A 15,846-nucleotide genomic window follows, 5' to 3' on the forward strand; every position below is an offset into this window, starting at 1 on the left:
TCCGGTATTCATTGCGGTGGCTCAAGCACACCGAAATCCCATAGCCGACCACGTGATGTCTTGCCTATAATGCCGCCCCTATGGCTAAACAAAAGAAACATCCGACCGGGACCATCGCGCAGAACAAAAAGGCGCGACACGATTACTTCATCGAACACAAGTTCGAGGCCGGGCTGGTCCTGTCCGGCTGGGAAGTAAAGAGCCTGCGGGCCGGCAAGGCGCACCTGACCGACAGCTACGTGCTGCTCAAGGATGGCGAAGCCTGGCTGTTCGGCAGCCACATCACCCCGCTGACCACCGCCAGCACCCACGTCATCGCCGACCCCACGCGCACCCGCAAGCTGCTGCTGAACAAGCGCGAGCTCGAGCGCGTGGAAGCCGCCGTGGCACAAAAAGGCTACACCTGTGTGGCCTTGGCGCTGTACTGGAGCAAGCACCTGATCAAGTGCGAGATCGCGCTTGGCAAGGGCAAGAAGGAGTTCGACAAGCGCGACACCATGCGCGAACGCGACTCCAACCGCGAGCTGCAGCGTGCGGTGCGGAACAAGGGCAAGGAAGAGTAAATCTCCTTTAGCCTGTTCCGGCCTCTTCGCGGGTAAACCCGCTCCCACAGGGACTGCAAAGGGCCTGAAACCTGCGCAGTATCTGGGCTCTCACAGGTGCTGCACAGGGCTTGAAACCTGTGCAGTACCTGGGCTCTCACAGGGGTTGCACAGGGTTTGAAACCTGCGCTGTACCTGTGGGAGCGGGTTTACCCGCGAAGAATCCAGCACCGATCTCAACGCCCGTTGCGCCGCTCTGCCCGCGCTACCCGCTGGGCCTCGTCCTGCGCCTCTTCCAGCACCTCCTGCACATACAGGATGTGCCGGCTCGACACCTCCCGCGCCTCCTCCGCCCGGCCTTCGACAATCGCCAGGTACAACTCGCGGTGCTGACTGATCAGCATGTCGCGTGTTTCCGTGCGCTGCTGGTACATGCCACCAATGTTGGTCACCACATTGCGCTTGAGCAGGTCGAACAAGCCACGGATCGTATGCAGCAACACCGCGTTATGGCTGGCCTCGGCAATCGCAAGGTGGAAGCGCGCATCAGCCGCGCCCTCCTCCGCCCGCGTCACCTCGTCAGCCCGCGCATAGCAGTCCTGCAGAGCATCGAACGCCGCTTTCAACCGCGCACGATCAGGTTCGGTGGCACGCAGGGCTGCGTAGTAAGCGCATGACGCCTCCAGCGTATGGCGAAACTCAAGCAGGTCGCGCTGCGCTTCGGCGCTATGCTCGAGCAACTGCAGCAGTGGGTCGCTGAAGGTCGAGCCGAGCGATTCGGCTACGTAATTGCCGCCACCCTGGCGGCTCACCAGCAGACCCTTGGCCACCAGCTTCTGGATCGCCTCACGCAGTGACGGGCGCGACACACCGAACTGCTCGGCCAGGACGCGCTCGGCTGGCAGCCGCTGCCCAGAGGTCAGCGTGCCTTCCAGAATCATCCCTTCCAGCCGATCGACGATGTCGTCGGACAGGCGCCGTTGGCGGACCTGATCAAAAACCATCACATGCTCTCCACAAACCCCGGCCAATTATCGCCGAGCGCCTATTCTCGCCGATCCGCGCTGCGCCAGCACGCATCAGGCGACGGTTTTCGCCAGTGAGCAGCTGCCCGTTCATCGACCCGCGACCAAAGTTTTGCACAGGACAAATTGACACACCCACGACAGCGCTTTTAACCTAGCGACCAGTCATTGTAAATTGGTCTTACCAATTATCCAATGCCAGTGCCTGACCAACAACAATTAGGGGCCACCCCATATGCAAACCTGGCAACAACTCTATACCCCGCTTGGTAGTCTCGGCCTGTCCGCACTGGCGGCGGTCATCCCCATCGTGTTCTTCTTCCTGGCCCTGGCCGTGTTCCGCCTCAAAGGCCACGTGGCCGGCAGCATCACCCTGGCCCTGTCGCTCCTGGTGGCGATCTTTGCCTTCCAGATGCCTGTCGACATGGCCCTCGCTGCCGCAGGGTATGGCTTCCTCTACGGCCTCTGGCCGATTGCCTGGATCATCGTTGCCGCGGTGTTCCTGTACAAACTCACGGTCAAGAGCGGCCAGTTCGAAGTGATCCGCAGCTCGGTGCTGTCGATTACCGATGACCAGCGCCTGCAAGTGCTGCTGATCGGCTTCTGCTTCGGTGCCTTCCTCGAAGGCGCGGCCGGCTTCGGCGCACCGGTAGCCATTACCGCCGCATTGCTGGTGGGCCTGGGCTTCAATCCGCTGTACGCCGCCGGCCTGTGCCTGATTGCCAACACCGCACCGGTAGCCTTCGGTGCCCTGGGCATCCCGATCATCGTGGCCGGCCAGGTCACCGGTATCGATGCCTTCCACATCGGCGCCATGACGGGGCGCCAGCTGCCACTGCTGTCGCTGTTCGTACCGTTCTGGCTGGTATTCATGATGGACGGCCTGCGCGGCGTGAAGGAAACCTGGCCTGCCGCCCTGGTCGCCGGCCTGAGCTTCGCCGTGACCCAGTACTTCACCTCGAACTTCATTGGCCCGGAGCTGCCGGACATCACCTCGGCCCTGGCCAGCCTGATTTGCCTGACCCTGTTCCTGAAAGTCTGGCAGCCCAAGCGCTCGTTCGCCGAAGCCAAAGGCAGCGTCGGCGCCGCCGTGGTGCAGCCAAGCGGTAGCCAGCCGACCCCGTACAGCTTCGGCGAGATCTTCAAGGCCTGGTCGCCGTTCCTGATTCTCACCGTGCTGGTCACCCTCTGGACCCTGAAGCCATTCAAAGCGGCCTTCGCCCCCGGCGGCGCGATGTACAACTTCGTGTTCAACTTCGCCATCCCGCACCTTGACCAGCTGGTGATCAAGACTGCGCCAATCGTCACCGCGCCAACCGCCATGCCAGCGGTGTTCAAGCTCGATCCGATTTCCGCCACCGGCACCGCGATCTTCCTCTCCGCACTGGTGTCCATGTGGGTGTTGAAGATCAACTTCAAAACTGGTCTGACCACTTTCAAAGAGACCCTCTGGGAACTGCGCTGGCCGATCCTGTCGATCGGCATGGTGCTGGCCTTCGCCTTCGTCACCAACTATTCGGGCATGTCCTCGACCATGGCCCTGGTCCTGGCCGGCACCGGTGCTGCGTTCCCGTTCTTCTCGCCGTTCCTCGGCTGGCTGGGCGTGTTCCTGACCGGTTCCGACACCTCGTCCAACGCCCTGTTCAGCTCGCTGCAGGCCACCACCGCCCACCAGATCGGGGTCAACGACACCCTGCTGGTGGCGGCCAATACCAGCGGCGGCGTGACCGGCAAGATGATCTCGCCACAGTCGATCGCCGTGGCCTGCGCTGCCACCGGGCTGGTCGGCAAGGAATCCGACCTGTTCCGCTTCACCGTCAAGCACAGCCTGTTCTTTGCCACCATCGTCGGCCTGATCACCCTGATCCAGGCCTACTGGCTGACCGGCATGCTGGTTCATCACTAAAGTGAAAGGGGCCGGGCGCCGTTGCGCGCCCGGCATCTCCTTCAACCCACGCTGCGAGAATCCATGATCATTTCCGCCTCCACCGACTATCGCGCCGCGGCCCAACGCAAGCTGCCTCCTTTCCTCTTCCACTATGCCGACGGCGGGGCCTACGCCGAGCACACCCTGCGCCACAACGTCTCGGACCTGGCCAGCATCGCCCTGCGCCAGCGCGTGCTGAAGAACATGTCCGAGCTGAGCCTGGAAACCAAGCTGTTCGACGAGACCCTGAGCATGCCCGTGGCCTTGGCCCCGGTCGGCCTCACCGGCATGTACGCCCGCCGTGGTGAAGTGCAGGCGGCGCGTGCAGCAGCGGCCCACGGCATTCCGTTTACCATGTCGACGGTGTCGGTGTGCCCGATCGAAGAAGTGGCGCCCGCCATTGACCGGCCGATGTGGTTCCAGCTGTATGTGCTCAAAGACCGCGGCTTCATGCGCAACGCCCTGGAACGGGCCAAGGCCGCTGGCGTGAAGACCCTGGTGTTCACCGTCGACATGCCCGTGCCCGGTGCCCGCTACCGCGATGCCCACTCCGGCATGAGCGGTGCGAACGGCCCGATGCGCCGCGTGCTGCAGGCCATGACCCACCCCGAATGGGCGTGGGACGTTGGCGTGATGGGCCGCCCGCACGACCTGGGCAACATCTCCAAGTACCGTGGCAACCCCACGGGCCTGGCCGACTACATCGGCTGGCTCGGCAACAACTTCGATCCGTCGATCTCGTGGAAGGACCTGGAGTGGATCCGCGAATTCTGGGATGGCCCGATGATCATCAAGGGCATCCTCGACGCCGATGACGCCCGTGACGCGGTCAAGTTCGGCGCCGACGGCATCGTTGTCTCCAACCACGGCGGCCGCCAGCTCGACGGCGTGCTGTCGAGCGCCCGCGCCCTGCCGGCAATTGCCGATGCAGTCAAAGGCGACCTGAAGATCCTCGCCGACTCCGGCATCCGCAGCGGCCTCGATGTGGTGCGCATGATCGCCCTTGGCGCCGACACCGTGCTGATTGGCCGCGCCTTCCTGTGGGCCCTGGCCGTGCACGGCCAGGCCGGGGTGAAGAACCTGCTCGAACTGTTCGAGAAGGAAATGCGCGTGGCCATGGTGCTGACTGGCGCCAAGTCGATCAGCGAGATCACCCGCGACTCGCTGGTCCGCGAACTGGGCGCCTGAGCGCCTGCAAACCGTACCGCCTGAATGACCGGGGCACGCTGCGCAGCAGACGCTGCGGCCCCGCGAGGAGATTGCATGAGCCTGCCCGCTGCGTTCCTGCGCGATGCCGAGCGCCTTATCCCGGCCGAACGCCGGTTCGACGACCCGACCTCTACCCTGGCCTTCGGCACCGACGCCAGCTTCTATCGGCTGATCCCCAAGCTGGTGGTGCGCGTCGAGTCCGAGGACGAAGTGGTCGGGCTGATTCAACTGGCTCAGCGTGATCGCGTGCCGGTGACCTTCCGCGCGGCGGGCACCAGCTTGTCCGGCCAGGCCATCAGCGACTCGGTACTGATCGTGCTGGGCGACAACTGGGGAGGCAAGGAGATCCGCGGCCAGGGCGAGCAGATCCGCCTGCAACCGGCGTCATCGGCGCCCAGGCCAACGCCTGGCTGGCCCCCTACGGGCGCAAGATCGGCCCCGACCCGGCTTCGATCAACGCCTGCAAGATCGGCGGCATTGTCGCCAACAACGCCAGCGGCATGTGCTGCGGTACCGCGCAGAACACCTACCACACCCTCGCCGGCCTGCGCCTGGTGCTGGCTGATGGCACCCGCCTGGACAGCGAAGACCCCGCCAGTGTCGCCGCCTTCGAAAGCAGCCACGCCGAACTGCTCGAAGCGCTGGCGCGCCTGGGCCGCGAAACCCGCGCCAATACCGAACTGGCCGACCGCATCCGGCACAAATACCGGCTGAAGAATACTACCGGCCTGTCACTCAACGCACTGGTGGACTACGACCAACCGCTGGATATCCTGCAGCACCTGCTGGTCGGTTCCGAAGGCACCCTGGGCTTCATCAGCGCCGTTACCTACAACACCGTGCCCGACCATCCGCACAAGGCCAGCGCCCTGCTGGTGTTCCCCAGCGTGGAAAGCTGCTGCCGCGCCGTCACCGTGCTCAAGCGCCAGCCGGTGTCCGCCGTCGAACTGCTCGACCGCCGCAGCCTGCGTTCGGTGCAGAACATGCCGGGCATGCCGCTGTGGGTCAAAGCCCTGTCAGCCAACGCCTGCGCCCTGCTGATCGAGTCCCGCGCCGCCAGCCAGAGCCTGCTGCACGAACAACTGCAGCGGGTGATGGCCTCGATCGCCGACTACCCGCTGGAGCAAAAGGTCGACTTCAGCGAAGACCCGGCCGTGTACAACCAGCTGTGGAAAATCCGCAAAGACACCTTCCCCGCCGTCGGTGCCGTGCGCCAGACCGGCACCACGGTGATCATCGAGGACGTCACCTTCCCCGTCGAGCAACTGGCCGAAGGCGTCAACCGGCTGATCCAGCTGTTCGACAAGCACCAGTATGACGAGGCGATCATCTTCGGCCACGCGCTGGAGGGTAACCTGCACTTCGTCTTCACCCAGGGCTTCAACAGCGCCGAGGAAGTCGCACGTTACCAGGCCTTCATGGACGACGTGGCGCAGCTGGTGGCCGTCGAGTTCGGCGGCTCGCTCAAGGCCGAGCACGGCACCGGACGCAACATGGCGCCGTTCGTGGCGCTGGAATGGGGCGCTGATGCCTACCAGCTGATGTGGAAACTCAAGCGCCTGCTCGACCCCAACGGCATCCTCAACCCCGATGTGGTGCTGAGCGAAGATCCGGACATACACCTCAAAAATCTCAAACCGCTGCCCGCCGCTGACGAGATCGTCGACAAGTGCATCGAGTGCGGCTTCTGCGAACCGGTCTGCCCCTCCAAGGGCCTGACCCTCAGTCCGCGCCAGCGCATCGTCATGTGGCGCGACATCCAGGCGAAGAAACGCGCCGGCATCGACACCCGCGAGCTGCTGCAAAGCTACCAGTACCAAGGCATCGACACCTGCGCCGCCACCGGCCTGTGCGCCCAGCGCTGCCCGGTCGGCATCAACACCGGCGAGCTGATAAAGAAACTGCGCAGCCAGGCCGCCGACCATGCCAAGACCGCAGACTGGTTGGCCGAACATTTCCACACAGCGCTGGGCGGCGCCCGCTTCACCCTCACCGCCGCCAACAGCGCCCGCAAGCTGCTCGGCGCACCACGCCTCGGGCGCCTCAGTGCAGCCCTGAGCAAGGCCAGCAAAGGCCGCCTGCCACAGTGGACCCCGGCCCTGCCCCAACCGCTGCGCACACTGGACTTCGGCCCGGCGAGCAACGACGCCCGGCCCCGCGTGGTCTACCTTGCCGCCTGTGTTTCACGCGTGATGGGCCCCGCCTATGCCGACCGCGAGCAAAGCTCGCTGCTCGAAAAGACCCGCGCCCTGCTGGAAAAGGCCGGGTACCAAGTGGTGTTCCCGGACAACGCCGACAGCCTCTGCTGCGGCCAGCCGTTCGCCTCCAAGGGCTACCCCGAGCAAGCCGAACACAAGCGCCAGGAACTGCTCAACGCCCTGCTCCACGCCAGCCGCGGCGGCCTCGACCCGATCTACTGCGACACCAGCCCGTGCACCCTGCGCCTGGTGCAGGACCTGGGCGAAACCCGGCTGGACCTGTATGACCCGGTGCGCTTCATCCGCACCCACCTGGTCGACAAACTGGAGTTCACCCCCCAGGACGAGCCAGTAGCCGTGCACGTGACCTGCAGCACCCAGCACCTGGGCGAAAGCCAGGCGCTGATCGACCTGGCACGCCGATGCAGCAAGCAGGTGGTAATCCCGGAAGGCATCCACTGCTGCGGCTTCGCCGGCGACAAAGGCTTCACTACCCCCGAACTAAATGCCCACTCGCTGCGCAGCCTGAAAGATGCGGTGCAGTATTGCAGCGAAGGCATCTCCACCAGCCGCACCTGCGAAATCGGCCTGTCCAGCCACAGCGGCATCGACTATCACGGCCTGGTCTACCTGGTAGACCGCGTCACCCGCCCACGCGCAATCTGAGATATCCAAGCGCTTGCACAGACCTCAAAACCGCCGCAATTCCCTGTGGGAGCGGCCTTGTGTCGCGAAAGGGCTGCGTAGCAGCCCCACGATTTCAGCTTCGCCGCTTTAATCGCCGGGGCCGCTCCGCGGCCCTTTCGCGACACAAGGCCGCTCCCACACCGAACCGCATTGCCCGGTCGACTGCAACATCCCGCCACAAACCACCCTGCCGCCAAGCCATCACCCCGATTGAACCCCCGCCAAATCCCGACAGTCCACCCTTACAGGCCCACCTCCCGCGGCCATAAAAGGAGACACCCATGAAAGGTACCGCGCTTTCGGCCCTCTTCGCGGCCGCTACCCTCCTGGCATCCCCGGCCTTCGCCGCCGAGGACCTGTGCACCGCCAACCTGCAGAAGATCGACGACAGCATGGCCACCGCCGGTGCTACCTCCGATGGCCTGGACAAAGCCGTGACCGAGCAGGTCGACAAAGCCAAGGCCGCCCAGGCTTCCGGTGACACCAAAGGCTGCATCGCCATCACCAGCAAAGTGCTTGAGCGCCTGGAAAAAACCGAGAAAGGCAGCGGTTCGGCCGGCGGTAGCGGCGGTGCTTGAGCCGTCGCAGCGTGGGCGACAGGACCGGCTGTCGACGTCGCCCGCGCAATGACGTATACTCCGCCTTACGTGCCGTAAGGTGCGTTAGCCAAGAGCTAGTGTGGGGCCGATCAGGATTCGACGCCGGTAGCGAAACTCTAGGTGCATGCCGAGTTGGTAACAGAACTCGTAAATCCACTGTTGCAACTTTCTATAGTTGCCAATGACGAAAACTACGAGGGCTACGCTCTCGCTGCGTAAGCAGCTGAGCCCGCTCTCCTGGTAGCTTCGGCTCCAGCAATCATCAGGGGATGCCTGTAAACCCGAAATGATTGTCATACAGAACAGGATCGTCGTGTAGCACGTTGGGGGCAAAGCGACTAAAACTTACCCAACTCATCCAAAGCACCCTGCCCGTCGGGCGGCTGCGGATTAAATCAGTAGACACGGCTAAGCATGTAGTACCGACAGCGGAGTACTGGCGGACGGGGGTTCAAATCCCCCCGGCTCCACCATTACAACATCTAAAGACGTCCACGGACGTCTTTTTTTGTGCCTGAAATCCAGTAAATACGGGGCTTTCAGCGTTATCACGATCCGATAGCGTCCGACTGAATCCGCGAAACCCGGTATTCCAAATGGTATTCCAAGCATTCAGGTGGTAATTTTTGGAATACCAAAACCTCTCATGGAATACCAATGTGCGCTCAAGCCTCTCGCCTTTCTGAACTCAAGCTCAAAGCTGCCAAGCCCAAGGAAAAGGATTACATCTTGGTCGATGGTGATGGATTGCAAATGCGAGTGAGAAGCAATGGCTCTAGGCTATGGAATTTCAACTATTACCATCCAGTAACCAAGAAGCGCATCAACATGGGGCTTGGTGCATACCCTGAATTGTCACTTGCCCAAGCAAGGAAAATGACCGTTGAAGCAAGGGAGCTTCTTGCCACCGGCATCGACCCCAAAGAAGAGCGGGACAATCTTAAGCAAGCCAAGAGGGCCGCAACCGAACACACGTTTCAGAACGTAGCTATCGCCTGGTATGAGCTGAAAAAAGACTCCGTGACACAGGCCTACGCCGAGGACATCTGGCGCTCACTGACGCTGCACGTTTTTCCGGACTTAGGCACAACCCCGATCTCAGCCATCAATGCACCACAGGTCATCAACCTGCTTCGGCCACTCGAAACCAAGGGCAGCCTTGAGACCGTTAAACGGCTGACGCAACGGCTCAACGAGATCATGACCTACGGGGTCAACTCGGGACTGATCCATGCCAACCCGCTCAGCGGCATCCGCTCTGTCTTCAAGAAACCAAAAAAGAAAAACATGGCTGCACTGCCCCCCGATGAGCTGAAGGAGCTCATGGTGGCGATCGCCAATGCCAGTATCAAAAGGACGACCCGCTGCCTTATCGAATGGCAACTCCACACCATGACACGGCCAGCGGAGGCAGCAACCACTCGCTGGGCAGACATCGACTTCGAAAAGAAAATCTGGACGATCCCAGCTGAGCGGATGAAGAAACGCCGCACGCACATCATTCCGCTAACAGAGCAGGCTCTCGCGTTACTGGAAGCAATCAAGCCCTACAGCGGCCACCGTGAATACGTTTTCCCCGCAGACCGGAACCCTCGCACCCATTGCAACAGCCAGACCGCCAACATGGCGCTGAAGCGCATGGGTTTTGAAGGGCGCCTGGTAAGCCATGGCATGCGCTCAATGGCCAGCACCATCCTCAACGAACAAGGCTGGGATCCTGAGTTGATCGAAGTAGCGCTTGCCCACGTCGACAAGGACGAGGTTCGCAGCGCTTACAACCGGGCGGACTACATCGAGCGCAGACGCCCGATGATGGCTTGGTGGAGCGAGCACATTCAGGAAGCAGCTACCGGCAACCTTTCGATATCAGCTATCAAGGAAAACCGGGACAGAAAGGTCGTTTCGATACGCTGAGCGAGTGTTACTGGCAGCCAAAAGCTTTCGCCCCCTTGAAGCTAAGTGATACCTCAGAGAGGATTCACAACGATGGCAAGTGCGTCAGGTTCAGCCCTGTTGTCGCATCAACTCTTCGAGTCGTGCTCTCAGACGCTCACCGTACTTTTCATCACGCACCAAACTAAGAGCTGTGGTTGCGCTCGTGATCGCTTCTGGCATCCTGCCCATAGCCTCTAGGCACCGACTCACCTGATCGTGATAGATGGACAGCCGACTCTGGGCCTTGGAATCCCTCGACGACAAGTCAAGAGCCCGCTCCGCAGTCGCCAGTGCGTCATCATGGTGCTTTAGCGCCAATTCCGCCTTTGCTTGCTGATAAAGCAGCCAATGGTCTTTGGACTGCTCGGGGATTCGGCTTACCGCTGCCAACGCCTCCTTGGCATTCCCGGCCGACAAGAACGTTTTGGCGACCACACGGGCGACATATGACTTGTTGCCCGACGTACGACCAAGCTCTTGGGCAAATGCGCTCGCGGTACTATTCAACTTGCCCGCAAGGTCGTATTTTCCTTGTTCCAATGCGACGGTAGCGACATTGGTTAATGCCTCACACGCATTGACCCATTGGCGCTCCTCCACAGCGTTGGGAAAAATGGCCAGCATGTCAGGGAAGACTTCAGCCACCACCAGACATACCTTCCCATGGCGGTAACCAAACAGGGACGTAAGGGCAAGGAACGCCTCGTAGAATTGATCGAAGCCCTCCAACGCAGACAGTGCAACAACCTCAGCCAGCTGCTTGACAGTTGCCGGATCTGAGACGATCTCGCCGCTTACGTCAGGATAGGAGCGAAGACGACTCAGAGCCGCCAAAGACACACGAAGCGGCACGGCGTAAAGGTCTTTTTGGATGTCATCAAGAAGATAGCGCATCGCCTTTTCGCCTTCCGACTTTACCTCGTCAGTAGCGTCCGACTGGGTTCCCATATGCGCAATCTGCCCATAGGTCGCATGCCAACCAGGCCTCTCTGTCAGCAGAAGCTGAAAACACTCCTGGGCGACTTCGAGCTGGCCACAACGACGAAGGGACTTACCACGATGATGCAACATCTCGGCCCGAATATCGGGATCCTCGGTCTCCTCTGCAATCCTCCCATACTCGTCTGCGCAAGCTAGGTAGTAAGCAGAGCGCTCGCTTTTGGACAGAGAGTAGGAATGCGCCTCTTTACTGTCGACGATACATAGCAATTCGGCTATCGGCATGTCTGCACGAAGCGGCTCTTCATGCACCTGCTCGATCAGTCCCTCCCTAGCGCCGCGATCCATCTGGAGCAGCGAATACGTCAGCCAGTCGGGGCGACGATTACCACGTGCCTTGTGTGCGGCAAGCAACTGATCTGCGGACAAATGGATCTGCCTGAGAACGCTGGGCACCATCTCGCCCCCATGACGCTCGACATACCGCTCGACCGCATCAGCTAGCTCATATCCAACTTGCGCATTCGTGCGCACGGCGCTGCAAATTAAGTCATGCACCGACAACGTTGATGATGTGGCAGTGCGATTGAGTATCGCCAGCCGCTGCAACGAAGCACGAGCATTGGCCCCGATGTAGGTCGTCAGAAAACGAGAGTCGTAGGTAGTGCATCCGCTGTTGGCGATTTTGACCAGAGCCTGCCGATTTAGATCGCTCAGTCGACCAAGGATCCGCGCCATGATGGGGGAGCCATCACTCCCATGCGCAACATTTGGAACCATGAGCACTTCACGAAAAAGATCGTCCTTATCGATGTCGTCCAGCTTGGCTAGCTCTCGCGTTACGGCGAGGATCAGCGGGCAGAACCGGCAGGCTTCGACGAATTGCCGAATAATGTCACTTGCCTTGGCCTCGTCCTCCCCCAAGATCCGGTAGGCGGTTGCGAGTGACAGGCGCGGCACCTCTAGGTGAATAGCGCTGTTTAGTTCGCCCAGCTGGGAAGTAACTAGCACCCGCCCACCAAGCGCGAACCCTGGCGCCAGCTCGGCGAAGGCCTCGACCGTTAGAGGTCGCGACAGGTCATCTACAACTAGGAGTGTTTTTGTGGAGTTGAATACCCCGGCCACGTTGATCGCAACACCACCACGCGACCGCTTGATCGCAGTGAGCGGTACCCCATCCTTCCAATCCTCGCCAGAGATCCAAAGGTAGTTTCCGAACTCGGGGAGCGTAGCGCGTGCGTATTCGATAGCTGCCTGCGTCTTGCCGGATCCGCTAAGTCCATGTAGTACGCAAATCTCAGCGCCTCTACCAAAGTGATACCGGATAGCGTCTAGAAACAGCGGTTCGGACTGATGGTTCACACAGGCCGGCGGAATCCGTCCGTAGTACTCGTAATTGTCTAGGTTCTGAGCAAAATCGGGTAGGTAATCGCGATAGAAGTCAGCGGCTTGCGAACTGTCCTGTGACGACTGAAAAATGATTTTCGCCAGCTCGCGTGCATCTAGGAAATGCACTCGATTTCCGTGCTCTCTAGCGAGGTCAGTTTTGTTGAATTTCCCCCTGAATGATGGCGGCTCTTCATCGCGCGAAACCAAATAGATCCTCGCTGGTGGCGTGTCTCCGCTCTTCACCAAGGCATGCTTAAGGATGCTCCGATCAACTTGTCGTGCAGCCGCGGCAAGTTGCAATTTTCCAGGCACCTACAGCGTCATTGGACGAAAAGTGACCGAAAAATCATGTACGGAGAGCTTTTTCGACCGGTTCTCCGTGTTAAACGCGAACCTCACCCATACCCATGAGCTGTTTTCGAACCCTCCACAGGTTTGCCAGGGCGAACAGCGTGGTCAACTGAGCCGTGTTTTTCATCAGCCCACGAAAACGTACTTTCACGTAACCAAACTGCCGCTTGATCACGCGAAACGGATGCTCGACCTTGGCCCGTGTCTGAGCCTTGCAGAACTCGATCTTGCGCTTGGCTTTGTACAGTACGCTGCGCTGGTTCAGCTTGGAATAGGTGCTGCGACGCGCTGCAATCTGCCAGATCACCCCCCGATTTTCATGCTCTTCGCGCCTTTCGACACCGGTGTAACCGGCATCTGCATACACGGCGTTTTCTTCGCCATGCAGCAGTTCAGCCACCTGCGTGACATCGGCCACATTGGCAGCGGTGCCATGGACGTGATGCACCAGGCCGGACTCGACATCGGCACCGATGTGCGCCTTCATCCCGAAGAAATACTGACCGCCTTTCTTGGTCTGGTGCATCTCGGGATCACGCTTGCCTTCTTTATTTTTGGTCGAGCTGGGGGCATGAATAATGGTGGCATCGACGATGGTGCCTTGGCGCAGCGACAGGCCTTTTTCCTGCAGATAACCATTGATGACCGCAAGGATTGCCGGTGCGAGCTGATGCTTCTCCAGCAAGTGCCGGAAGTTCATGATCGTGGTGTCTTCGGGGATTGGCGCGCTCAGCGTCAGGCGTGCGAACTGGCGCATGGGCGTGATTTCGTAGAGCGCTTCTTCCATGGCCGGGTCGCTCAGGGAGAACCAGTTCTGCAACAGATGGATGCGCAGCATGGTTTCCAGAGGATAGGGTTTTCTACCGCCGCCGGCCTTGGGGTAGAACGGTTCGATCAGCTCCAGCAGGCCTGCCCAGGGCACCACCTGATCCATTTCGGCGAGGAAGCGCTCTCGGCGGGTTTGCTTGCGCTTGCCGGCGTACTCAAAGTCGGAAAAGCTCATCTGGCTCATGGGCGGCTCGGATCAGGTGTTGCGGGGATTCTCGCATAACTGAAGGCTTGTTCGGAGATTCCTTAATGTCCTTAGCAATCTTGTCGAATCGATTCTCCCCCTTCCCGCCAGAGGAGTCCTCGAAGTACTTCTCCTCGGTGCTGTACTCGCCAACGACCATAAAGTCCTGGGAAAACGTATCGACCGTGTAACCCACCGGCTTATAGTCCTTGTTGATGCCATGGTGTACCAGCTTCTTGGACTCAAGGGTTTCGATGACTTTGTGGCCGATAATCTCAAGTGAGATGGGATCGATATCAGCGAGCTCATCGATCAAATCCCGAATGACCCGTTTTTTGATGAACTCTGACATTCACTCCCCCTAGAACTCGAGTTGGCGCTCCGCGCGAGCCATGATCTTACCGCACTGAAAGCCATCACGGCCTTGGGCTGAAATACTGTGCGGCGCCAAGTTGATCTGATCGGTCGATAGAAAATGTTACTCATCGACCAAACCCACCATTTCGATTCAAAAGAATCTCAACCACACATAACTGCCATGACATAGCCCCCAAGGAGGATCTCACCATGTCATTGCAGTGCCCTCGCTGCCACTCCCCCAAAGTCGCTTCTTTCCATCACGCCATGAAAGCCGGCGCTGCTATCGGCACGGTCGGTGGCCTCGCACGCGGCGTCAGCGCTGCTCTGGCAGGCGGCAAGGCCGGCGCAGCGCTCGGCGTAATCGCCGGCCCAGTCGGTATCACCCTCGGCTCCGTGTCTGGCGCCATCCTCGGCGGCCTGGCCGGCGGGGTGGGTGGCTGTGCACTTGGTGCGCAGCTCGGCGAGTCGCTCGACCGTCACGTCCTGGCTCACAACCTCTGCCTGCTCTGCGGTCATCGCTTCAACCTGCCGGCCTGATCCGGCCACAGCTCTCTTCTTCCTTACCCATCTCTGATTGCCGGTGCTGCGCCATGCGCGGCGCTTTTATGCCGGCCTGCACCCAAAGGAAATTCGTCATGGCTCATCAAATCGAACAAATGGCCTACGTTGGCGCTACTCCGTGGCACGGCTTGGGCAACAACCTGCCGCAGAAACAGCCCATCGAGGTCTGGCAACGCGAAGCCGGCATGGATTGGCAGATCCTGGAAAGCCCAGTGCACTTCAAGTCGGACGCCATAGGCCACCTGGGCGCGATTCATTCGTTCCCTGAACAGAAGGTGCTCTATCGCTCGGACACCAAGGCACCGCTGTCGGTGGTCTCGCAGCGCTACCACACCGTCCAGCCTCGTGAGGTGCTGGAGTTCTACCGCGATCTGACCGAGGTCTCCGGCTACGAGCTGGAAACCGCTGGCGTGCTCAAGGGCGGCCGCAAGTTCTGGGCGCTGGCACGTACCGGGCAGAACGCTGCGCTCAAGGGCAACGACCAGGTGAATGGCTACCTGCTGTTGGCCACTTCCTGTGACGGCACTCTGGCCACTACCGCAACACCCACGACTATCCGTGTGGTCTGCAACAACACGCTGACCATCGCCCTGGACGGCACCAGCCGTGCGATCAAAGTGCCGCACAGCACCCGCTTCGATGGCGATCTGGTGAAGAAGCAGCTCGGCATCGCCGTCTCGCAATGGGACGACTTCATGTACCGCATGCGCCACCTGGCTGAACGCAAGGTGCAGTGGCATGAGGCGCTGGGTTTCTTTATGAACGTGATGTGCGACACCAGCCCAACCGGCGCACTACCGGAGCAACTGCCTAACGAGCGCGCTCTGCGCAAAGTGCAGGAGCTGTACGAAGGTCGTGGCCGTGGCAGCCAACTGGACTCGGCACGCGGTACAGCCTGGGGCTTGCTCAATGCCGTGACCGAGTACGTCGATCACGAGCGACGGGCACGCAGCACGGAGTATCGCCTCGACTCAGCCTGGTTCGGCCAGGGTGCCCAGATCAAGCAACGCGCCTTGGATACAGCCCTGCAATTGGTCGCCTGACCTTTTATCCACTCCGCCCATAACGCCCGACCCGCTTCGCTGCAGGTCGGGCGTTTCTATTTCTGCAAG

11 protein-coding genes, 1 other RNA gene and 1 pseudogene are annotated in these 15,846 nt (G+C 60.6%); 9 read left to right on the forward strand and 4 right to left on the reverse strand.

The window, feature by feature from the left end:
• Positions 1–80 precede the first annotated feature (80 nt).
• Positions 81–563, forward strand: coding sequence for an SsrA-binding protein SmpB (gene smpB / locus ACTORR_RS10300; protein WP_003249914.1), 483 nt, complete (start codon positions 81–83; stop codon positions 561–563).
• 215 nt (positions 564–778) lie between these two features.
• Here the strand turns inward: smpB and ACTORR_RS10305 are convergent, their stop codons facing one another.
• Positions 779–1,546 carry an FCD domain-containing protein gene (locus ACTORR_RS10305; RefSeq protein ID WP_176509708.1) on the reverse strand — a complete coding sequence of 256 codons (768 nt, stop codon included), beginning with the start codon at positions 1,544–1,546 and terminating at the stop codon, positions 779–781.
• Positions 1,547–1,802: 256 nt separating this feature from the next.
• On the opposite strand from ACTORR_RS10305, the gene ACTORR_RS10310 reads away from it, so the two are divergent.
• From ACTORR_RS10310 to ACTORR_RS10335, 6 genes and pseudogenes are all read left to right on the forward strand, one after another.
• Positions 1,803–3,473: a lactate permease LctP family transporter gene (locus ACTORR_RS10310; protein ID WP_054885656.1), complete on the forward strand. Its 1,671-nt coding sequence runs from the start codon at positions 1,803–1,805 to the stop codon at positions 3,471–3,473.
• 63 nt (positions 3,474–3,536) lie between these two features.
• The gene (gene lldD, locus ACTORR_RS10315; RefSeq protein WP_286934157.1) at positions 3,537–4,682 is read left to right on the forward strand and encodes an FMN-dependent L-lactate dehydrogenase LldD; all 1,146 of its coding nucleotides are present in this window, start codon (positions 3,537–3,539) and stop codon (positions 4,680–4,682) included.
• 75 nt (positions 4,683–4,757) lie between these two features.
• Positions 4,758–7,567 (forward strand): annotated as a pseudogene (locus ACTORR_RS10320) (FAD-binding and (Fe-S)-binding domain-containing protein).
• 302 nt (positions 7,568–7,869) lie between these two features.
• Complete coding sequence (locus ACTORR_RS10325; protein ID WP_286934161.1) at positions 7,870–8,166, forward strand: hypothetical protein; 297 nt, start codon at positions 7,870–7,872, stop codon at positions 8,164–8,166.
• 102 nt (positions 8,167–8,268) lie between these two features.
• Positions 8,269–8,660: a transfer-messenger RNA gene (ssrA, locus tag ACTORR_RS10330) on the forward strand.
• Positions 8,661–8,844: 184 nt separating this feature from the next.
• Positions 8,845–10,101: an integrase domain-containing protein gene (locus tag ACTORR_RS10335; protein WP_160468560.1), complete on the forward strand. Its 1,257-nt coding sequence runs from the start codon at positions 8,845–8,847 to the stop codon at positions 10,099–10,101.
• A gap of 90 nt (positions 10,102–10,191) precedes the next feature.
• Here ACTORR_RS10335 and ACTORR_RS10340 read toward each other — a convergent pair whose 3' ends face one another.
• The 3 genes from ACTORR_RS10340 to ACTORR_RS10350 form a co-directional block, all read right to left on the reverse strand.
• Positions 10,192–12,762: a tetratricopeptide repeat protein gene (locus ACTORR_RS10340; protein WP_441343626.1), complete on the reverse strand. Its 2,571-nt coding sequence runs from the start codon at positions 12,760–12,762 to the stop codon at positions 10,192–10,194.
• Positions 12,763–12,832: 70 nt separating this feature from the next.
• Positions 12,833–13,813: an IS5-like element ISPa41 family transposase gene (locus ACTORR_RS10345; RefSeq protein WP_014003920.1), complete on the reverse strand. Its 981-nt coding sequence runs from the start codon at positions 13,811–13,813 to the stop codon at positions 12,833–12,835.
• The gene (locus ACTORR_RS10350) at positions 13,785–14,165 is read right to left on the reverse strand and encodes a hypothetical protein (RefSeq protein WP_441343627.1); all 381 of its coding nucleotides are present in this window, start codon (positions 14,163–14,165) and stop codon (positions 13,785–13,787) included. Before ACTORR_RS10350 ends, ACTORR_RS10345 begins: the two co-directional genes overlap by 29 nt.
• A 215-nt stretch (positions 14,166–14,380) precedes the next feature.
• On the opposite strand from ACTORR_RS10350, the gene ACTORR_RS10355 reads away from it, so the two are divergent.
• On the forward strand, positions 14,381–14,710 hold the full coding sequence (locus ACTORR_RS10355) for a hypothetical protein (protein WP_160468531.1): 330 nt from the start codon (positions 14,381–14,383) through the stop codon (positions 14,708–14,710).
• A gap of 98 nt (positions 14,711–14,808) precedes the next feature.
• Positions 14,809–15,777 carry a DUF932 domain-containing protein gene (locus tag ACTORR_RS10360; protein WP_160468532.1) on the forward strand — a complete coding sequence of 323 codons (969 nt, stop codon included), beginning with the start codon at positions 14,809–14,811 and terminating at the stop codon, positions 15,775–15,777.
• The last annotated feature ends 69 nt before the right edge of the window (positions 15,778–15,846 follow it).

The sequence above is a fragment of the Pseudomonas sp. SAR267 genome (assembly GCF_052077595.1).
GTDB classification, from domain to species: Bacteria; Pseudomonadota; Gammaproteobacteria; order Pseudomonadales; family Pseudomonadaceae; genus Aquipseudomonas; species Aquipseudomonas vlassakiae.